Origin of the sequence: Mesorhizobium ciceri WSM4083, from assembly GCF_000519305.1 — a bacterium.
Lineage (GTDB): Bacteria > Pseudomonadota > Alphaproteobacteria > Rhizobiales > Rhizobiaceae > Mesorhizobium > Mesorhizobium ciceri_B.
In genome coordinates this window covers 342919-358586 of sequence record NZ_JAFG01000005.1, presented here as the reverse complement: position 1 = coordinate 358586, position 15668 = coordinate 342919, and the positions used below count along the sequence as shown (strand labels likewise).

Sequence of the window (15668 nt, the reverse complement as noted above, 5' to 3'; positions counted from 1 at the left end):
AAAGCATGTGCCGCCGGATCCAAAGTGTCTCGGCGGAGTTTGTACCAAAGCGACCGTACGCGGCTGCAAAGACGCGTGACCGGGTACTTTAACAATTGCGTGAAACAGCGGCCGATTGCGCTTGTGCAGGCGTCGGACGACGAATATATAGGCGCCAAAATTGGGGCAGTTTGGGTGAGTCGAATGAACGACATCGTTACCGCCGATTACGTACCCTCCGAAGACGAGCCGTTCATGAACGAGCGGCAGAAATCCTACTTCCGCTCAAAGCTCGTCACCTGGAAGAATGACATATTGCGCGAAGCGCGCGAAACACTGGAAATCCTGCAGCAAGAGAACGCCAACCACCCCGATCTGGCCGATCGCGCCTCTTCGGAAACCGACCGCGCCATCGAACTCAGGGCCCGCGACCGTCAGCGCAAGCTCATTGCAAAGATCGATTCCGCCCTGCAGCGCATCGACGAAGGCACTTACGGCTATTGCGAAGAGACGGGCGAGCCGATCGCGCTGAAGCGGCTCGATGCACGTCCGATCGCGACATTGTCGATCGAAGCGCAGGAGCGGCATGAGCGCCGCGAAAAAGTCTATCGCGACGACTGAAGGTCAAGGCCGGCGGCTCACGGCCGGCTGTCTCGAACGACCTCGATTCTGAAAATGGCCGGTTTCCCGGCCGTTTTTATTGGTGCGGCATCCACCGCTCAGGGCGGGCGAAGGCAGCAAACCCTTGATATCTGGCGCTTCGGACGAGGTGGTTCGGCAGTGGACCAGTTGACCGGCGACGATGTTTCGCGGGGATAGCGACCCGGCGGTCGCTCATTTCTTCTGACTGGAGAGTTCGCCGAGAAGCTTGGTCATCTCGTCATCGAGAGACTGCGGCGCCGCCGGCTTGCCCACCGGGCCGCCCGAACGGGGCTGGTCCAGCGACACTTCGAGTTCTCTCATCAGCGTGTCGTCGATGCTGTCCTGCACCGGCTGCGGTGGTGGCGGCGCGTGCCGGACGGTGTTGGCATTGGCGGAGCCGTAGGCGGGCAACGGCGTGACATTGGTCGGCTGGTAGCTTTGCGTTGCCGGCTTCGATGCAGGTGCCGGCGGCGCTGTTGGGCGCGGGCGGGCGGGCGGCGTCGTGTTCACCGGCTGTGGAGCGGGTGCCTGTCTTGGCGGGGGTGGAGCGGGTTGCGGCGGACGCGGCCTTGCTGCTGCCGGGGCCGCGGTGGCCGGGACCGGCTGCAAGCCACCGTCTCCAGTCAACGCGGGACGACGCGGCGCTGAAAGCCGGATATCGCGCTCGACGACGACGTCGGTCGGGCCACCGATCAGAAGCAGATGTTCGATGTCGTCGCGGCGTATCAGCACCAGCCGGCGATGGCTGTCGACGGCGGTGGCATCCATGACGGCCAGTCGCGTCTTGCGGTTCCGGCCGCCAGCGACGAAGGTTCCGAATGTCAGGTTGCGCACCAGCTTGATGATGACGAGAACGATGACCAGCAGGACAAGCGCTGCAAACGTCCACAACAATGCTGCGGCATAACCGGGACCTGCCACGCTATCGAGCCATTGCATTGGTTTCCCCTGATCGCCCTTGGAAGTGACGAGACACTAGACCGTTGCAGCGGGCCACCGCAAGTTGCGTTTCACGCCGGTGAACAGCTTGAAAAACCCAGAAGGCCGAAAGACATCATTTTTATCCGACATTTGCCGCCCAGGCCTTTTCCGGACTAGGAGAATGTGATTCAACCCGGTACGGGGCGGGTGTCGGAACACCGGAATTCACGAGCAGGGGGCACATGGCCAAGGAAGCGCGCGGCGATTTCTATCCGGTACCGATCGTCGACCAGAATACGCGACCGGGCGCGGTCACCCGGCTTATCATTTTCATCGTCGTTCTGACGGGGGCGGCGATCGTCTTCGGGCTTTTCCGCGAGCGCCTCGGCGATCCTTTCCTGCTCGGCATGCTCGGCGTGCTGGCGATGATCGGCGTCGGCTTCCTGTTTGCCACAGCGATCGGCTTCGTGCAGGTCACGCCACGCTCGACCGGCGACGAACTGTCGAAATCCTTCGTCGATTCGATGTCGCAGGGGCTTCTCGTCACCGACACCAAAGGCCGCGTCGTCTACGCCAACCGCGCCTATGCGGATATGACCGGAGCATCGTCCGCTGCCGACCTGAAGACCGTCGAGGGATTGCTCTCGGATGTCCCCGAAGCCTCGGTGACGATCTATCGCCTGGCGTCCGGCCTGCGCGACGGCCAGCCGGGCGACGGCGAGTTCAGGCTCGCGCAGTCCATCCGGCCCGGTGCCGAGCCGGGCGCCCGCTGGTACCGCGCCCGCGCCCGCGCCTTCAGCGTTCCGGGCCAGCGGCTGCCGATGCTGGCCTGGCAGCTTGCCGACATCTCGCAGGAGCGGGCCGAGCAGGAGCGCTTCTTCCTCGATCTGCAGAAGGCGATCGATCACCTCGACCACGCGCCGGCCGGCTTCTTTTCGGCCGACCAGGAGGGCCGCGTCACCTACATCAACGCCACGCTCGCCGAATGGCTGGGCATCGACCTCACCAGTTTCACGCCCGGTGCCGTGTCTCTCTCGGAGATCGTGGCCGGCGACGGCATGGCGCTGGTCCGCTCGGTCAAGGCCGACCCCGGCACCACACGCAACGCGGTGATCGATCTCGACCTGACGACCATGACGGGCGAAGCGCTGCCGGTGCGCTTCATGCACCGCGTTTCGGCCAGCCGCGAAGGATTGAACGGGCCGACACGCACGATCGTGCTCAACCGCACGCAAGGCGAGGATGCCTCTGCCGATTTGCGGGCTTCGGAAGTGCGCTTCACCCGCTTCTTCAACTCGACACCGATGGCAATCGCCGGCGTCGACCACAATGGGCGCATCCTGCGCACCAATGCGCCGTTCCTGTCGCTGTTCTCGTCTGTCGTCGATCGCGACGCCGTCGACCGTCGCGTGCGGCTCGACACGGTGATCCACGAACGCGACCGGCCGGCCTTCGCGGCTGCCTTCGAGAAAGCGCAGCAGCGGCAGGCCGACATCGAGCCGATCGACACGCTTTTGCCCGGCAACGACGACCGGCACATCCGCTTCTACGTCAACGCCGTCGCCGACGGCACCGGCGGCGAGGGCGCCGAGGAGTCGGCCATCGTCTACGCCGTCGAGACAACGGAGCAGAAAGCGCTCGAAGGGCAGATGGCGCAAAGCCAGAAGATGCAGGCGGTCGGCCAGCTTGCCGGCGGCATCGCGCATGATTTCAACAATGTGCTGACCGCCATCATCATGGCGTCCGACCTTTTGTTGACCAATCACCGTCCGTCGGACCCCTCCTTCCCCGACATCATGAACATCAAGCAGAACGCCAACCGGGCGGCTTCGCTGGTGCGGCAGCTTCTGGCCTTCTCGCGCAAGCAGACATTGCGGCCGGAAGTGCTCAACCTGACCGACGTGCTCGCCGATCTCAGGATGCTGCTGGCCCGTCTGGTCGGCAACGACATCAAGCTGAAGGTCGACCATGGCCGTGACCTGTGGCCGGTCAAGGTCGATATCGGGCAGTTCGAACAGGTGGTGGTCAACCTTGCGGTCAACGCGCGCGACGCAATGCCGGCGGGCGGCGATCTGACCGTGCGCACCCGCAATGTCACCGCCGAGGAGTGCAAGGCCTTTTCCTACCGCGAACTAGCCCCGGCCGACTATGTCGTGGTCGAAGTCGAGGACACCGGCAGCGGTATCGCGCCCGACGTGCTGAAGAAGATCTTCGAGCCCTTCTTCACCACCAAGGAAGTCGGCAAGGGCACCGGCCTTGGCCTGTCGATGGTCTACGGCATCATCAAGCAGACCGGCGGCTTCATCTTCTGCGATTCGGAAGTCGGCAAAGGCTCGACCTTCCGCATTTTCCTGCCGCGTCATATTGCGGAAGCGAAAAAAGCAGGCGAGCCCGGCGATGCGCCGGCGGCGCCGGCAAAGGTCGCCGATCCGGCCAAGGATCTGTCGGGCTCGGCCACGGTGCTGCTCGTCGAGGACGAGGATGCCGTGCGCATGGGCGGCATGCGGGCGCTGACCTCGCGTGGCTACACCGTGCACGAGGCATCGTCGGGCGTCGAGGCGCTGGAGGTGTTCGAGGCGCTGGGCGGCAAGGTCGATATCGTCGTTTCCGACGTGGTGATGCCGGAAATGGACGGACCGACACTGCTTGGTGAATTGCGCAAGCGCCAGCCGGACATCAAGTTCGTCTTCGTGTCCGGATATGCCGAAGACGCATTCGCCAGAAACCTGCCGGCAGATGCGCATTTCGGCTTTCTGCCCAAGCCGTTTTCGCTCAAGCAACTGGCGACGATCGTCAAGGATGTGCTGGAGTCTTAGAGCTTTTCCCATGTTCCTCCTTGCACAACGCCGTGACAACGCCATGATTGCGGGTGAAACGGCAGGAAGGCTTAGGGGAGCAACTGGTGACGCCGCACAACGAAGCGGACAAGGAAGATTACGCCGACACGGTGTTGTTGCCGGGTGACCCGCAGCGTGCCGAGTGGATGGCGCAAACTTTCCTGGAAGCGCCGCGCTGTATCAATCGCCGCCGCGGCACGCTTGGCTTCACCGGGCTGTTTCGTGGCAAGTCTATCAGCATTCAGGCGACGGGCATCGGCGTTTCGTCGTTTCTGATCTATGCGCATGAACTGCTGGACCATTATGGCGCCCGGACGTTGATCCGCACCGGCACCTGCGGCAGCCTGACCGCAAAGGCAAAACTGCGCAGCCTTGTCATCTCGCAATCGGCACAGGCGGAAAGCGCCCAGAGCGGCCAGGTTTTCGGCCTTTATGGACCCGCTGGCCCCGACCCGGCGCTCCTCGCATCGTCACTGGCCAAGGCGGTGGAATTCGGCATCGACCATCATGCCGGCCTGACGGTGTGCAGCGACATCTTCTATCACCCGGATGGGCGCGCCCGTTTTGCCGATGCGCAGGCCCAAGGAGCCTTGGCTGTGGACATGGAAACCAGCGCGCTCTATCGCATATCACAGCATTTCGGGGCTCGTGCGCTGTCGATGTGTGTCGTGGTCGACAACATCGAGACCGGCGAACAGACCGACTATTCCGAGCGCCAGGAGTTGTTCGCAGACATGAGCCGGCTGGCGCTCGCTGTCGCAGCAGAGAACTAGAGTACGGGTCTAACGGGTCAGTCCCTTGCGTACGGCAGCGACATCGTCGGAGGAGACCGCCGGGGCGGCGTTGCCCCAACTGGCGCGCACATAGGTCAGGACGTCGGCGACCTCCTGGTCTTTCAGGCTCCAGGCCAGGGAGGCATGGCGGGCGTCGTCGGTAAGCGCACAGCAGCACCAGATCGGCCGGCTGGAACTATTCCTCAGCTGGCAAGCAGCCTAAGGAGTTTACGGCTGGGACGACGCCTTGTAGACTGGACACATGGCGCTCAAACGGATGGACAACATAGGAATCGTCGTCGATGACCTCGAAGAGACGATTGGTTTCTTTGGCGAGCTCGGCCTTGAGCTCGAAGGGCGGGCCACGATCGAAGGAGAATGGGCCGGACGTGTCACTGGACTGGGCGATCAGCGCGTCGAGATTGCCATGATGCGGACGCCGGACGGCCACAGCCGGCTCGAATTGTCCCGTTTCCTCACGCCGCCTGTCGTCGCCGATCACCGCAACGCCCCGGTTAACGCCCTGGGCTACCTCCGCGTCATGTTCACCGTGGACGACATTGACGGAACGCTCGAAAGGCTCCGCAATCGCGGTGCGCAGCTCGAAGGCGAAGTCGTCCAGTATAAAGACGTGTATCGGCTCTGCTACATTCGAGGGCCTGGGGGGCTTCTCATCGGGCTCGCCCAAGAACTCAGCTGAGCGCAATAAGCTAAGCAGCCTCCCGCTTCGGCACCATCTGCTCATCCATTCCCGGCCGATGGCCGCGCAGATAGAGCGCGCAGGTGGTGCGCAGCATCGACGCAAAGTTCGGGATGGCGCCGTTGATCTCTATGGCTTCGTCATAGAGCTTGGAGATGAATTTCGGCGTCGTCAGATTCTGGTTTTCAGCGATCTCGTCGAGCAACGCCCAGAACGTCGCTTCGAGCTGGATGCTGGTCGAGTGACCGTCGATGCGAATCGAGCGGTTGATCTGGCGATAGCCTTCGGGGTCCTGGCCCGCAAACACCCTGCACATCCGACAAACCTCCCATGATTGTTGGTCTTGGGTGGACGGGCGTGCAGCTTGATACTGCTTGACCTGTCCCCACATGCATTCTCGGGCAAAATTGCCGGTCCGGCAATCGGACTTTCGTCCCGTTCGCGGCTGCGGGCGTGGTAACCGGCTGCCACCACCTTTTGTCCGTGCCGCGCATAATCGCCTCCACACCAGCGCGGAGACTGATTTGGCCAAGGCGATACACAGCATGATCCGGGTCCTCGACGAAGCCCGATCGGTCGATTTCTACAGAAACGCCTTCGGGCTCGATGTCGCCGACAGGCTGGATTTCGAGACATTCACCCTCCTTTACCTCAGCAATGCCGAGGCAGGGTTCGAGCTCGAACTGACCGTGAACAAGGATCGGCAGGAGCCTTACGGGCTCGGCGACGGCTACGGCCACCTTGCGGTCTCGGTCGCCGATCTCGACAGCGAACATGACCGTCTCGGTGCGCTCGGCCTCAATCCGAAGAAGATCGTCGAGTTCAATCGCGACGGGTCGCTGATCGCCCGCTTTTTCTTCATCGAGGATCCGGACGGCTACAAGATCGAGGTTCTGCAACGCGCAGGTCGCTTCCAATAGGAGACATAGCAGCCGCGCCGGCAGGTGCGGCGCCAGCAAACGCACTCTCAACAGTGCACATAGCAAGCAGGGAGGAATAAAATGGTCACGATCTATGACGCGAAGCCCGGGCTTTCACGTCGTGAGCTTCTCAAACGCGGCGGCATCGGCGCGCTGCTCGTCATCTCCGGCAGCGCCGTCATCAGCCCTGAACATGCCTGGGGGCTCGAGACATCGGCACTCAAGCCCGAAACCATGGCGACGCTGATCCAGATGGCGCGCGACATCTATCCGCACGATCAGGTTCCCGACAAATATTACGCCATTGCCGTGAAGGGCCATGACGAGCAGGCCGGCAAGGACGCCGCCTACAAGACAATGATCGAAGACGGCATCGCCGACCTCGATAAGAAGTCCGGTGACGGCGGCTACCGCGGCCTCGGCTGGGAGGACCAGCGCGTCGGCGTACTGAAGCAGGTCGAGACGACGCCGTTCTTCCAGGCCATCAGAGGCGGCCTCGTGGTCGGCCTCTACAACCAGAAAGAGGTGTGGCCGATCTTCGGTTACGAGGGCGAGTCCTATTCCAAGGGCGGCTACATCGCGCGCGGTTTCGACGACATCGAGTGGCTCTGAGCCCCGTCGTTCCTGAACCCGCAAACAGAAATCATGGGAGGAAACCATGGCAGCTTCATTTGATCTGAACAACGACGGCGTCGTCGTCATCATCGGCTCGGGCGCCGGCGGCGGCACGCTCGGCAACGAACTCGCCCAGAAGGGTGTCGACGTCGTCATCCTGGAAGCTGGCGCGCGCCACGAATACGAAGACTTCATCAATGACGAGTGGGGTTCGTTCAGCCAACTCGCCTGGACCGACAAGCGCACCACGTCGGGTGACTGGCGTGTGGCCAAGGATTTTCCCAACCTGCCGGCCTGGATCGTCAAGTCGGTCGGCGGTTCGACCACGCACTGGGCCGGAGCCTCGCTGCGCATCCAGGAGCATGAGTTCAAGACGCTGTCGACCTACGGCAAACTGGAAGGCGCCAACCTGCTCGACTGGCCGATCACGCTGGCCGAGATGGAGCCCTACTATGCCAAGGCTGAGGCCAAGATGGGCGTCACCGGCACCAATGACTGGCCGCGACTGCCGGGCAACAACAATTTCAAGGTGCTGAAGGCCGGTGCCGACAAGCTCGGCTACAAGGAATGCCACACCGGCAACATGGCGATCAACTCGGTCGATCGCGACGACCGCATGTCCTGCCAGCAGACCGGCTTCTGCTTCCAGGGCTGCAAATGGGGCGCCAAATGGTCGACGCTCTACACCGAGATACCCAAAGGCGAGGCGACAGGCCATCTCGAAGTCAGGCCGAACGCCATGGCGATCAAGATCAACCATGACGCCAGCGGAAAGGTGACCGGCGTTGTCTATGCCGACAAGGACGGCAAGCTGCAGGAGCAGAAGGCGCGCATTGTCGCGGTTGCCGGCAATTCGATCGAGAGCCCAAGGCTGCTGCTCAATTCGGCATCGGGAAAATTCCCCGATGGGCTTGCCAACTCATCGGGGCAGGTGGGCAAGAACTACATGCGCCACACCACCGGCTCGGTCTATGCCATCTTCGACAAACCGGTGCACATGTATCGCGGCACCACCATGGCCGGTATCATCCGCGACGAGGCGCGGCATGATCCGTCTCGTGGGTTCGTGGGTGGTTACGAATTCGAGACACTGTCGCTCGGCCTGCCGTTCATGGCAGCCTTCCTCGATCCGGGCGCCTGGGGCCGCTCGTTCACCACCGCACTCGATCACTACGACCACATGGCCGGCCTGTGGATCGTCGGCGAGGACATGCCACGGGCGGAGAACCGCATCACGCTGCATGCCGACGAGAAGGACGCGCACGGCATGCCGATCGCCGACGTGCATTTCGACGACCATCCCAACGACACGGCGATGCGCAACCACGCCTACAAGCAGGCTACGGCACTTTACGATGCGGTCGGCGCCACCCGCACCTTCCCGACGCCACCCTATCCGTCGACCCACAATCTCGGCACCAACCGGATGAGCGAGAAAGCGGAAGACGGCGTCGTCAACAAGCACGGCCAGGCGCACGACATCAAGAACCTGTTCGTGTCGGATGGCAGCCAGTTCACCACCGGGGCAGCCGAAAACCCGACCCTGACGATCGTGTCGCTGGCGATACGCCAGGCCGACTACATCGCCGCGCAGATGTCAGCCAAGACGATCTAGTCGCATCCTCCCGACTGACTGCTGGCGCGGAACCCGCAAGGTTCCGCGCCTTTTTCTTTCCGCCTTATTGCTTGGTGCAGGTCGAGGCGGTGAAGGCGCCGTCGGGTTGCTTCATGATGATGTCGAACGAGGGCACGGTTTCGCCGTCCAGCGTTGCCTGGGTCAGCGACAGCGAGTTGCCGCCGGCGGTATAGCCGCCCAACGGTCCCAGCCAGGAGATCACGCCGTTTGCATCCATTTGGTAGTTGTACCCCTGCTGCGCGGTGCCGAAGGTGCCGAGGCCGGTGTAGACCGGGCCGCTATAGAGGTTCCCCTTGATGGTGATGTCGCCGAGGCTGAGGAACATGCCGAGCAGGTACACCTCGCAGTGATAGGTGCCATCAGGCATCTTGCCGTCGCTGAAGTCGGCTCGCGCGGCCCCGGTTGCTGTCGCCAGAAGCAGTATGCCGATGAAAATGCGTGAAATACCTGAAACCATGACGTCGCTCGCTTGAAGAGCGAGCTTGCCCTATTTTTGCACCGCCCCGCAACATCGGTCGCCTGAGGCACGGCCGTTGAGATCAAAACCTAGGCAGTCGGAAGGAATGAGTGAAAATTAGGCAGTGGCTGCGTAAGCTGCGCAAATTTCCCTCAATCGATTTCTGGCCGCCTCACTTTGTTTTGGAAGCCCTATATTCCAAGGCGCTGATATCTCTGAGCTATTTGTATCCTTTCGGGATCGCCAGAGCGGTTGGCATGGGGGTTGCATTGTAGTGTTGCGGTGCAATCAAACAGCTTGGGAGTCCGTAATATGAGGGGTAATTTCTCGACAATAACAAAAATGTTTTCGGCTGGTGTGGTCGCCGCCGGCCTGTTGACGTCCGCTCCTGTCAAGGCCGCCGACGATACGATCAAGGTCGGCATTCTCCATTCGCTGTCGGGGACCATGGCGATTTCGGAGACGACGCTGAAGGACGCCATGCTGATGCTCATCGACGAGCAGAACGCCAAGGGCGGCCTGCTCGGCAAGAAGCTCGAGGCGGTGGTTGTCGATCCGGCTTCCAACTGGCCGCTGTTTGCCGAAAAGGCGCGCGAACTGATTTCCAAGGACAAGGTCGCGGCGGTGTTCGGTTGCTGGACCTCGGTGTCGCGCAAATCGGTGCTGCCGGTGTTCTCCGAACTCGACAATATCCTGTTCTACCCGGTCCAGTATGAGGGCGAGGAAAGCGAACGCAACGTGTTCTACACGGGTGCTGCGCCGAACCAGCAGGCCATCCCGGCCGTCGACTATCTGATGAGCGAGGATGGCGGTTCGGTGAAGCGCTGGGTGCTGGAAGGCACCGACTACGTCTATCCGCGCACCACCAACAAGATCCTCGAAGCCTATCTGAAGGCCAAGGGTGTGGCGGCGGAAGACATCATGGTCAATTACACGCCGTTCGGCTTCTCCGACTGGCAGACCGAGGTTTCAGCGATCAAGAAGTTCGGTTCGGCCGGCAAGAAGACCGCCGTCGTCTCGACCGTCAACGGCGATGCCAACGTGCCGTTCTACAAGGAACTCGGCAACCAGGGCATCAAGGCCGAGGACATCCCGGTCATGGCCTTCTCGGTCGGCGAGGAAGAGCTTGCCGGTCTCGACACCGCGCCGCTGGTCGGCCATCTCGCCGCCTGGAACTATTTCGAGAGCGTCGACACGCCCGAGAACAAGAAGTTCATCGCCGACTGGCACAAGTTCATCAAGAACGACAAGCGCACCACCAACGACCCGATGGAGGCCCATTATATCGGCTTCAACATGTGGGTGAAGGCGGTCGAGAAGGCCGGCACCACCGATCCGGACAAGGTCATCGACGCCATGATCGGCGTGTCGGTGCCGAACCTGACTGGCGGCTATTCGACGATGATGCCGAACCACCACATCACCAAGCCGGTGCTGATCGGTGAAATCCAGGCGGACGGCCAGTTCGAGACGGTTTCTCGCACGCCGGGCCTGGTGATGGGCGACGAATGGTCCGATTATCTGCCGGATTCCAAGGATCTGATCTCCGATTGGCGCGCGCCTCTGTCATGCGGCAACTTCAACGTTGCCACCGGCAAGTGCGGCGGCAAGGGAACGAACTGATACTCCCAGGGCTGACTTAGTCAGACCGCGCGTCCGGACGGCTTCCTCCGTCGTCCGGACGTCCATTTAAAATCTTCGAAAAGGGTAACGGAAGCCGATGACCTTTATCCGCGCAGGCTTGACGCTGCTGTTCCTGCTGGCGACGCTGTCGTCATCGGGCGCTGCCGAAGCCGATCTGCGCGGCATCATCGCCAAATTCGCCGCGGCCAAGGGCTTTTCCGAGATCGGAGCCGTCGTCCACGAACTGGCTGCTGCCGGCGATCCGGCGGTGGAGCGGCCGCTTGCGGCACTGGCCGACGGCAACCTCTATGTCCGCAAGGCCGATTCCCTGGTGTTCGTCGGCAAGGAAGCGGGCGAAAGCGTCCAGCTTTCCGACCCGTTGAGCGGCGAGGCATTGGGCGAGGCGGCCAAGGACGACATCACCAAGATCAAGGTCAACAACACGCTGCGTCGCGTCATCCGCGATGCGTTGGGCACGCTGACGCTCGGCGCCAAGGATCCGGCCGTGCGCATTGCCGCCGCCGACACCATGTTCAAGACGCCCGACGCCGCAAACATCGGACCGCTCGATGCGGCAATCGCCAGCGAGACCGTGGCCAGCGTCAAGGCTCTGCTCGAACAGGCCCGTGCGGCCTCCGTTCTGGTCTCTGACCGGCCGGATGGCGAGAAGCTCACTGCCATCGCGCTGATCGGCGCGCGTGGCGACCGCGATGCGGTTTCCCTGCTCACCTCGGTCGAGGCGAATTCCACCGACGCGGTCAGGCAAGCGGCGACAGCCGCGATCGCCAACATCAATTCGACGCTGGCCTTCTGGGATGCCGGGCAGAACATCTGGTACGGCATCTCGCTGGGCTCGGTGCTGCTGCTGGCGGCAATCGGCCTTGCCATCACCTTCGGCGTCATGGGCGTCATCAACATGGCGCATGGCGAGATGGTCATGTTAGGCGCCTACACGACCTTCGTCGTCCAGCAGGTGATCCGTACATCCTTCCCGGACCTGTTCGACTGGTCGCTGGTCATCGCACTGCCGCTCGCTTTTCTCGTCGCGGCCCTGGTTGGGCTGGTCATCGAGCGCGGCGTCATACGTTTCCTCTATGGCCGGCCGCTTGAAACGCTGCTGGCGACATGGGGCGTCTCGCTGATCCTGCAACAGGCCGTGCGCTCGATCTTCGGGCCGACCAACCAGGAGGTCGGCAACCCCTCGTGGATGTCGGGCTCGTTCAATGTCGGACAGTTGGCGATCACCTGGAACCGCCTGTGGATCCTGGTTTTCGCGCTCGCTGTCTTCGGCATCCTGCTCTACGTGATGAAGCGCACGCCCTGGGGCCTGCAGATGCGCGCCGTCACCGCCAACCGGCGCATGGCCGCCTCGATGGGCATCAGGACGCCATGGGTAGACGCGCTGACTTTCGCGCTCGGCTCCGGCATTGCAGGCATTGCCGGTGTCGCGCTCAGCCAGATCGACAACGTCTCGCCCAATCTCGGTCGCGGCTACATCATCGACAGTTTCATGGTCGTTGTCTTCGGCGGCGTCGGCAATCTGTGGGGCACGCTGGTCGGCGCCTTCTCGCTCGGCATCGTCAACAAGTTCCTCGAGCCCTATGCGGGCGCGGTGCTCGGCAAGATCGTCGTGCTGGTGCTGATCATCCTGTTCATCCAGAAGCGCCCGCGCGGCCTGTTCGCGCTCAAGGGCAGGGCGGTGGAAGCATGATCACGGGACGCTTCTTTGCCGCCGGCGCGGACCGCCGCATCGCCATCACGATCTTCATCCTGCTGGCGGTGGCCGTCATCGTGCCGCTGCTCAACCTTGCGGTGTCTCCTACCAGCGCCTTCTACATCCCATCCTACATTGTCGCGCTGACCGGCAAATATCTCTGCTATGCGCTGCTCGCCTTGGCGCTCGATCTTGTCTGGGGCTATTGCGGCATCCTTTCGCTCGGCCACGGCGCCTTCTTCGCGCTCGGCGGCTATGCGATGGGCATGTATCTGATGCGTCAGATCGGCTCGCGCGGCGTCTACGGCAACCCCATCTTGCCCGACTTCATGGTGTTCCTGAACTACAAGGAATTGCCGTGGTTCTGGTATGGTTTCGACCATTTCTGGTTCGCCGGCCTCATGGTGCTCGCGGTGCCCGGTCTGCTCGCTTTCGTCTTCGGTTGGTTCGCCTTCCGCAGCCGCGTCACCGGCGTTTATCTCTCGATCATCACCCAGGCGATGACATACGCGCTGCTGCTTGCCTTTTTCCGCAACGATATGGGGTTCGGCGGCAACAACGGCCTGACCGATTTCAAGGATATTCTGGGCTTCAACGTGCAGGCCGACGCGACGCGTTCGGCGCTGTTCGCGGCCAGCGCCGTGATGCTGGCACTTGCCGTGTTCGTCACCTGGGCGATCGTCGGCTCCAAATACGGCAAGCTCCTGATGGCGGTACGCGATGCCGAGAGCCGCACGCGCTTCCTCGGCTGGCGGGCCGAGAATGTAAAACTGTTCACCTTCACCGTCTCGGCTGTCATGGCCGGCATTGCCGGCGCGCTCTACGTGCCGCAGGTCGGCATCATCAATCCGGGCGAGTTCGAGCCGGCCAATTCGATTGAAGTCGTCGTCTGGGCGGCTGTCGGCGGACGCGGCACCATTGTCGGGCCGATCATCGGTGCGTTGCTGGTCAATGCCGGCAAGTCCTGGTTCACCGGCGTGCTGCCGGAATTCTGGCTGTTTGCATTGGGCGGGCTGTTCGTCGCCGTCACGCTTCTGCTGCCCAAAGGCATTATCGGCATGTGGGACAGTTGGCGCGGCAACGCCAAGGCGTTGCGGGCAGCTTCGATCGCCGAGGAAGCCGGCACCGATGCCGACGTGCCGCCGCCGGCGAAAATCGTTCGCAGCGAGGCGAGAAAGCCCGGCGACTGGTCCGCCAGCAACCCCGAACCGCAGCCGGCGGAGTGAGCGATCATGTCGAAGTCGAACACGATCCTTTATCTCGACGGCGTCTCGGTCTCCTTCGACGGCTTTCGCGCCATCAACAATCTGTCGCTGGTGCTCGACAAGGGCGAGATGCGCGCCATCATCGGCCCCAACGGCGCCGGCAAGACGACGATGATGGACATCGTCACCGGCAAGACGCGGCCCGACGAAGGCGAAGTGTTCTTCGATGGCCAGGTCGATCTGACCAAGCATGACGAGGCCGAGATCGCCATGATGGGCATCGGCCGCAAGTTTCAGAAGCCGACCGTCTTCGAAAGCCACACGATCGAGGAAAACCTGATGCTGGCGCTGAAGGGACCGCGCTCGATCTTCCCGGCGCTGTTCCATCGCCGCTCGGCCGCCGAGACGCGGCAGATCGACGACATCCTTGGCATCATCCGGCTTGGCGACAAGCGTGACGAACTGGCGGCCAATCTCAGCCACGGGCAAAAGCAGTGGCTGGAGATCGGCATGCTCCTGGCGCAGGATCCGAAACTGCTGCTGGTCGACGAGCCGGTCGCCGGCATGACCGATGCCGAGACCGAGGAAACCGCGCGGCTGCTCAAGGATATTGCCCGCGACCATTCGGTCATCGTCGTCGAGCATGACATGCATTTCGTGCGCGAGCTCGGCGTCAAGGTCACCTGCCTGCATGAGGGCTCGGTGCTGAGCGAAGGCACACTTGATTTCGTGTCGGCCGACGAGCGTGTCGTCGAAGTCTATCTGGGGAGATGAGCATGGTCTGGCGGGTGCAATTCCATCACTTCGATCTGTCGTTCCTGCGGTTCTGGAAAAGGCGCTGACATGCTCGAAGTTTCCAATGCCACGCTGCACTACGGCGCCGCCCAGGCGCTGCGCGGCGTGTCGCTGAAGGCGGGCGCCGGCAAGATCACCTGCGTGCTCGGCCGCAACGGCGTAGGCAAGACCAGTTTGATGAGATCGATCGTCGGCCACCACCGGCTGACGAGCGGAAGCGTTGCCTTCGAGGGGAAGGCGCTCGACCGGAGCGCGGCGTATGACCGCGCCCGGTCGGGCATCGCATTCGTGCCGCAGGGCAGGGAGGTCTTTCCGCTGCTCACCGTGCGGGAGAACCTAGAATCAGGGTTCGCGCCGCTGAAACGGGCCGACCGCAACATTCCTGCGCATGTTTTCGAATTGTTCCCGGTGCTGAAGCAGATGCTCGGCCGTCGCGGCGGCGATCTTTCCGGCGGCCAGCAGCAGCAGCTCGCTATCGGCAGGGCGCTGGTGATGCGGCCGAAACTGCTGGTGCTCGACGAGCCGACCGAGGGCATACAGCCTTCGATCATCAAGGACATCGGCCGCGCCATCCGCTACCTGCGTGACCAGGCCGGCATCGCCGTGCTTCTGGTCGAACAATATCTCGATTTCTGCCGCGAGTTGGCCGACGAGGTCAACATCATGGACCGTGGCGTGATCGTCCATACCGGCCCGGCGGAAGATCTGGACCGTGCTGATGTCAGGAAGTTCCTGACCGTCTAGAATCGGCGGTGAACTTCAGTTGGCGATCCTAAGTTCTTGGCAAGTCCAATATTTCTCCTTCCGATCACCTGCGTCTCTGGCACGCCGAGCATCGCGTGCTAGTCTTT

Annotated in this window: 15 protein-coding genes; 12 read left to right on the top strand and 3 right to left on the bottom strand. The window is 62.4% G+C overall.

Annotation, left to right across the window (positions count from 1 at the left end; translation table 11 throughout):
* Positions 1 to 183: 183 nt before the first annotated feature.
* Positions 184 to 600, top strand: coding sequence for an RNA polymerase-binding protein DksA (dksA, locus tag MESCI2_RS0111600; RefSeq protein ID WP_013531862.1), 417 nt, complete (start codon positions 184 to 186; stop codon positions 598 to 600).
* 213 nt (positions 601 to 813) lie between these two features.
* Here the strand turns inward: dksA and MESCI2_RS0111595 are convergent, their stop codons facing one another.
* Positions 814 to 1560, bottom strand: a complete 747-nt coding sequence (locus tag MESCI2_RS0111595) for a flagellar biosynthetic protein FliO (protein ID WP_027036741.1) — start codon at positions 1558 to 1560, stop codon at positions 814 to 816.
* 224 nt (positions 1561 to 1784) lie between these two features.
* Here MESCI2_RS0111595 and cckA point away from each other — a divergent pair, with 224 nt between their 5' ends.
* The 3 genes from cckA to MESCI2_RS0111580 all read left to right on the top strand — a co-directional run bounded on the left by cckA (position 1785) and on the right by MESCI2_RS0111580 (position 5852).
* The gene (cckA, locus tag MESCI2_RS0111590) at positions 1785 to 4358 is read left to right on the top strand and encodes a cell cycle histidine kinase CckA (RefSeq protein WP_027036740.1); all 2574 of its coding nucleotides are present in this window, start codon (positions 1785 to 1787) and stop codon (positions 4356 to 4358) included.
* Positions 4359 to 4444: 86 nt separating this feature from the next.
* Entirely contained in the window at positions 4445 to 5152 is a 708-nt protein-coding gene (locus MESCI2_RS0111585; RefSeq protein WP_027036739.1) for a purine-nucleoside phosphorylase, read from the top strand.
* Between the two features lie 262 nt (positions 5153 to 5414).
* A complete protein-coding gene (locus tag MESCI2_RS0111580; RefSeq protein WP_027036738.1) occupies positions 5415 to 5852 on the top strand; it encodes a VOC family protein in 438 nt (145 codons plus the stop codon).
* 10 nt (positions 5853 to 5862) lie between these two features.
* On the opposite strand, the gene MESCI2_RS0111575 is transcribed toward MESCI2_RS0111580, so the two are convergent.
* Positions 5863 to 6168 carry a ribbon-helix-helix domain-containing protein gene (locus tag MESCI2_RS0111575; RefSeq protein WP_013531854.1) on the bottom strand — a complete coding sequence of 102 codons (306 nt, stop codon included), beginning with the start codon at positions 6166 to 6168 and terminating at the stop codon, positions 5863 to 5865.
* A 208-nt stretch (positions 6169 to 6376) separates the two neighbouring features.
* On the opposite strand from MESCI2_RS0111575, the gene MESCI2_RS0111570 reads away from it, so the two are divergent.
* The 3 genes from MESCI2_RS0111570 to MESCI2_RS0111560 all read left to right on the top strand — a co-directional run bounded on the left by MESCI2_RS0111570 (position 6377) and on the right by MESCI2_RS0111560 (position 9002).
* Positions 6377 to 6772: a VOC family protein gene (locus MESCI2_RS0111570; protein WP_027036737.1), complete on the top strand. Its 396-nt coding sequence runs from the start codon at positions 6377 to 6379 to the stop codon at positions 6770 to 6772.
* Between the two features lie 81 nt (positions 6773 to 6853).
* The gene (locus tag MESCI2_RS0111565) at positions 6854 to 7384 is read left to right on the top strand and encodes a hypothetical protein (protein WP_027036736.1); all 531 of its coding nucleotides are present in this window, start codon (positions 6854 to 6856) and stop codon (positions 7382 to 7384) included.
* A gap of 46 nt (positions 7385 to 7430) precedes the next feature.
* Positions 7431 to 9002: a GMC family oxidoreductase gene (locus tag MESCI2_RS0111560; RefSeq protein ID WP_027036735.1), complete on the top strand. Its 1572-nt coding sequence runs from the start codon at positions 7431 to 7433 to the stop codon at positions 9000 to 9002.
* A gap of 64 nt (positions 9003 to 9066) precedes the next feature.
* Here MESCI2_RS0111560 and MESCI2_RS0111555 read toward each other — a convergent pair whose 3' ends face one another.
* Positions 9067 to 9480: a hypothetical protein gene (locus MESCI2_RS0111555; RefSeq protein WP_027036734.1), complete on the bottom strand. Its 414-nt coding sequence runs from the start codon at positions 9478 to 9480 to the stop codon at positions 9067 to 9069.
* Positions 9481 to 9792: 312 nt separating this feature from the next.
* Between MESCI2_RS0111555 and urtA the strand changes: the two genes are divergently transcribed.
* From urtA to urtE, 5 genes are all read left to right on the top strand, one after another.
* Positions 9793 to 11103 carry an urea ABC transporter substrate-binding protein gene (gene urtA, locus MESCI2_RS0111550; RefSeq protein ID WP_027036733.1) on the top strand — a complete coding sequence of 437 codons (1311 nt, stop codon included), beginning with the start codon at positions 9793 to 9795 and terminating at the stop codon, positions 11101 to 11103.
* 97 nt (positions 11104 to 11200) lie between these two features.
* Positions 11201 to 12814, top strand: coding sequence for an urea ABC transporter permease subunit UrtB (gene urtB / locus MESCI2_RS0111545; protein ID WP_027036732.1), 1614 nt, complete (start codon positions 11201 to 11203; stop codon positions 12812 to 12814).
* Complete coding sequence (gene urtC / locus MESCI2_RS0111540) at positions 12811 to 14043, top strand: urea ABC transporter permease subunit UrtC (RefSeq protein WP_027036731.1); 1233 nt, start codon at positions 12811 to 12813, stop codon at positions 14041 to 14043. Before urtB ends, urtC begins: the two co-directional genes overlap by 4 nt.
* A 6-nt stretch (positions 14044 to 14049) precedes the next feature.
* Positions 14050 to 14796: an urea ABC transporter ATP-binding protein UrtD gene (urtD, locus tag MESCI2_RS0111535; RefSeq protein WP_013531846.1), complete on the top strand. Its 747-nt coding sequence runs from the start codon at positions 14050 to 14052 to the stop codon at positions 14794 to 14796.
* Between the two features lie 69 nt (positions 14797 to 14865).
* On the top strand, positions 14866 to 15561 hold the full coding sequence (gene urtE / locus MESCI2_RS0111530; RefSeq protein ID WP_023813006.1) for an urea ABC transporter ATP-binding subunit UrtE: 696 nt from the start codon (positions 14866 to 14868) through the stop codon (positions 15559 to 15561).
* The last annotated feature ends 107 nt before the right edge of the window (positions 15562 to 15668 follow it).

Coding starts and splice junctions, on each gene's coding strand:
- MESCI2_RS0111575 (WP_013531854.1), bottom strand. CDS start 6,168: ATGTGCAGGGTGTTTGCGGGCCAGGACCCCGAAGGCTATCGCCAGATC.
- cckA (WP_027036740.1), top strand. CDS start 1,785: ATGGCCAAGGAAGCGCGCGGCGATTTCTATCCGGTACCGATCGTCGAC.
- MESCI2_RS0111560 (WP_027036735.1), top strand. CDS start 7,431: ATGGCAGCTTCATTTGATCTGAACAACGACGGCGTCGTCGTCATCATC.
- urtD (WP_013531846.1), top strand. CDS start 14,050: ATGTCGAAGTCGAACACGATCCTTTATCTCGACGGCGTCTCGGTCTCC.
- dksA (WP_013531862.1), top strand. CDS start 184: ATGAACGACATCGTTACCGCCGATTACGTACCCTCCGAAGACGAGCCG.
- MESCI2_RS0111555 (WP_027036734.1), bottom strand. CDS start 9,480: ATGGTTTCAGGTATTTCACGCATTTTCATCGGCATACTGCTTCTGGCG.
- urtE (WP_023813006.1), top strand. CDS start 14,866: ATGCTCGAAGTTTCCAATGCCACGCTGCACTACGGCGCCGCCCAGGCG.
- urtC (WP_027036731.1), top strand. CDS start 12,811: ATGATCACGGGACGCTTCTTTGCCGCCGGCGCGGACCGCCGCATCGCC.
- urtA (WP_027036733.1), top strand. CDS start 9,793: ATGAGGGGTAATTTCTCGACAATAACAAAAATGTTTTCGGCTGGTGTG.
- MESCI2_RS0111580 (WP_027036738.1), top strand. CDS start 5,415: ATGGCGCTCAAACGGATGGACAACATAGGAATCGTCGTCGATGACCTC.
- MESCI2_RS0111595 (WP_027036741.1), bottom strand. CDS start 1,560: ATGCAATGGCTCGATAGCGTGGCAGGTCCCGGTTATGCCGCAGCATTG.
- urtB (WP_027036732.1), top strand. CDS start 11,201: ATGACCTTTATCCGCGCAGGCTTGACGCTGCTGTTCCTGCTGGCGACG.
- MESCI2_RS0111565 (WP_027036736.1), top strand. CDS start 6,854: ATGGTCACGATCTATGACGCGAAGCCCGGGCTTTCACGTCGTGAGCTT.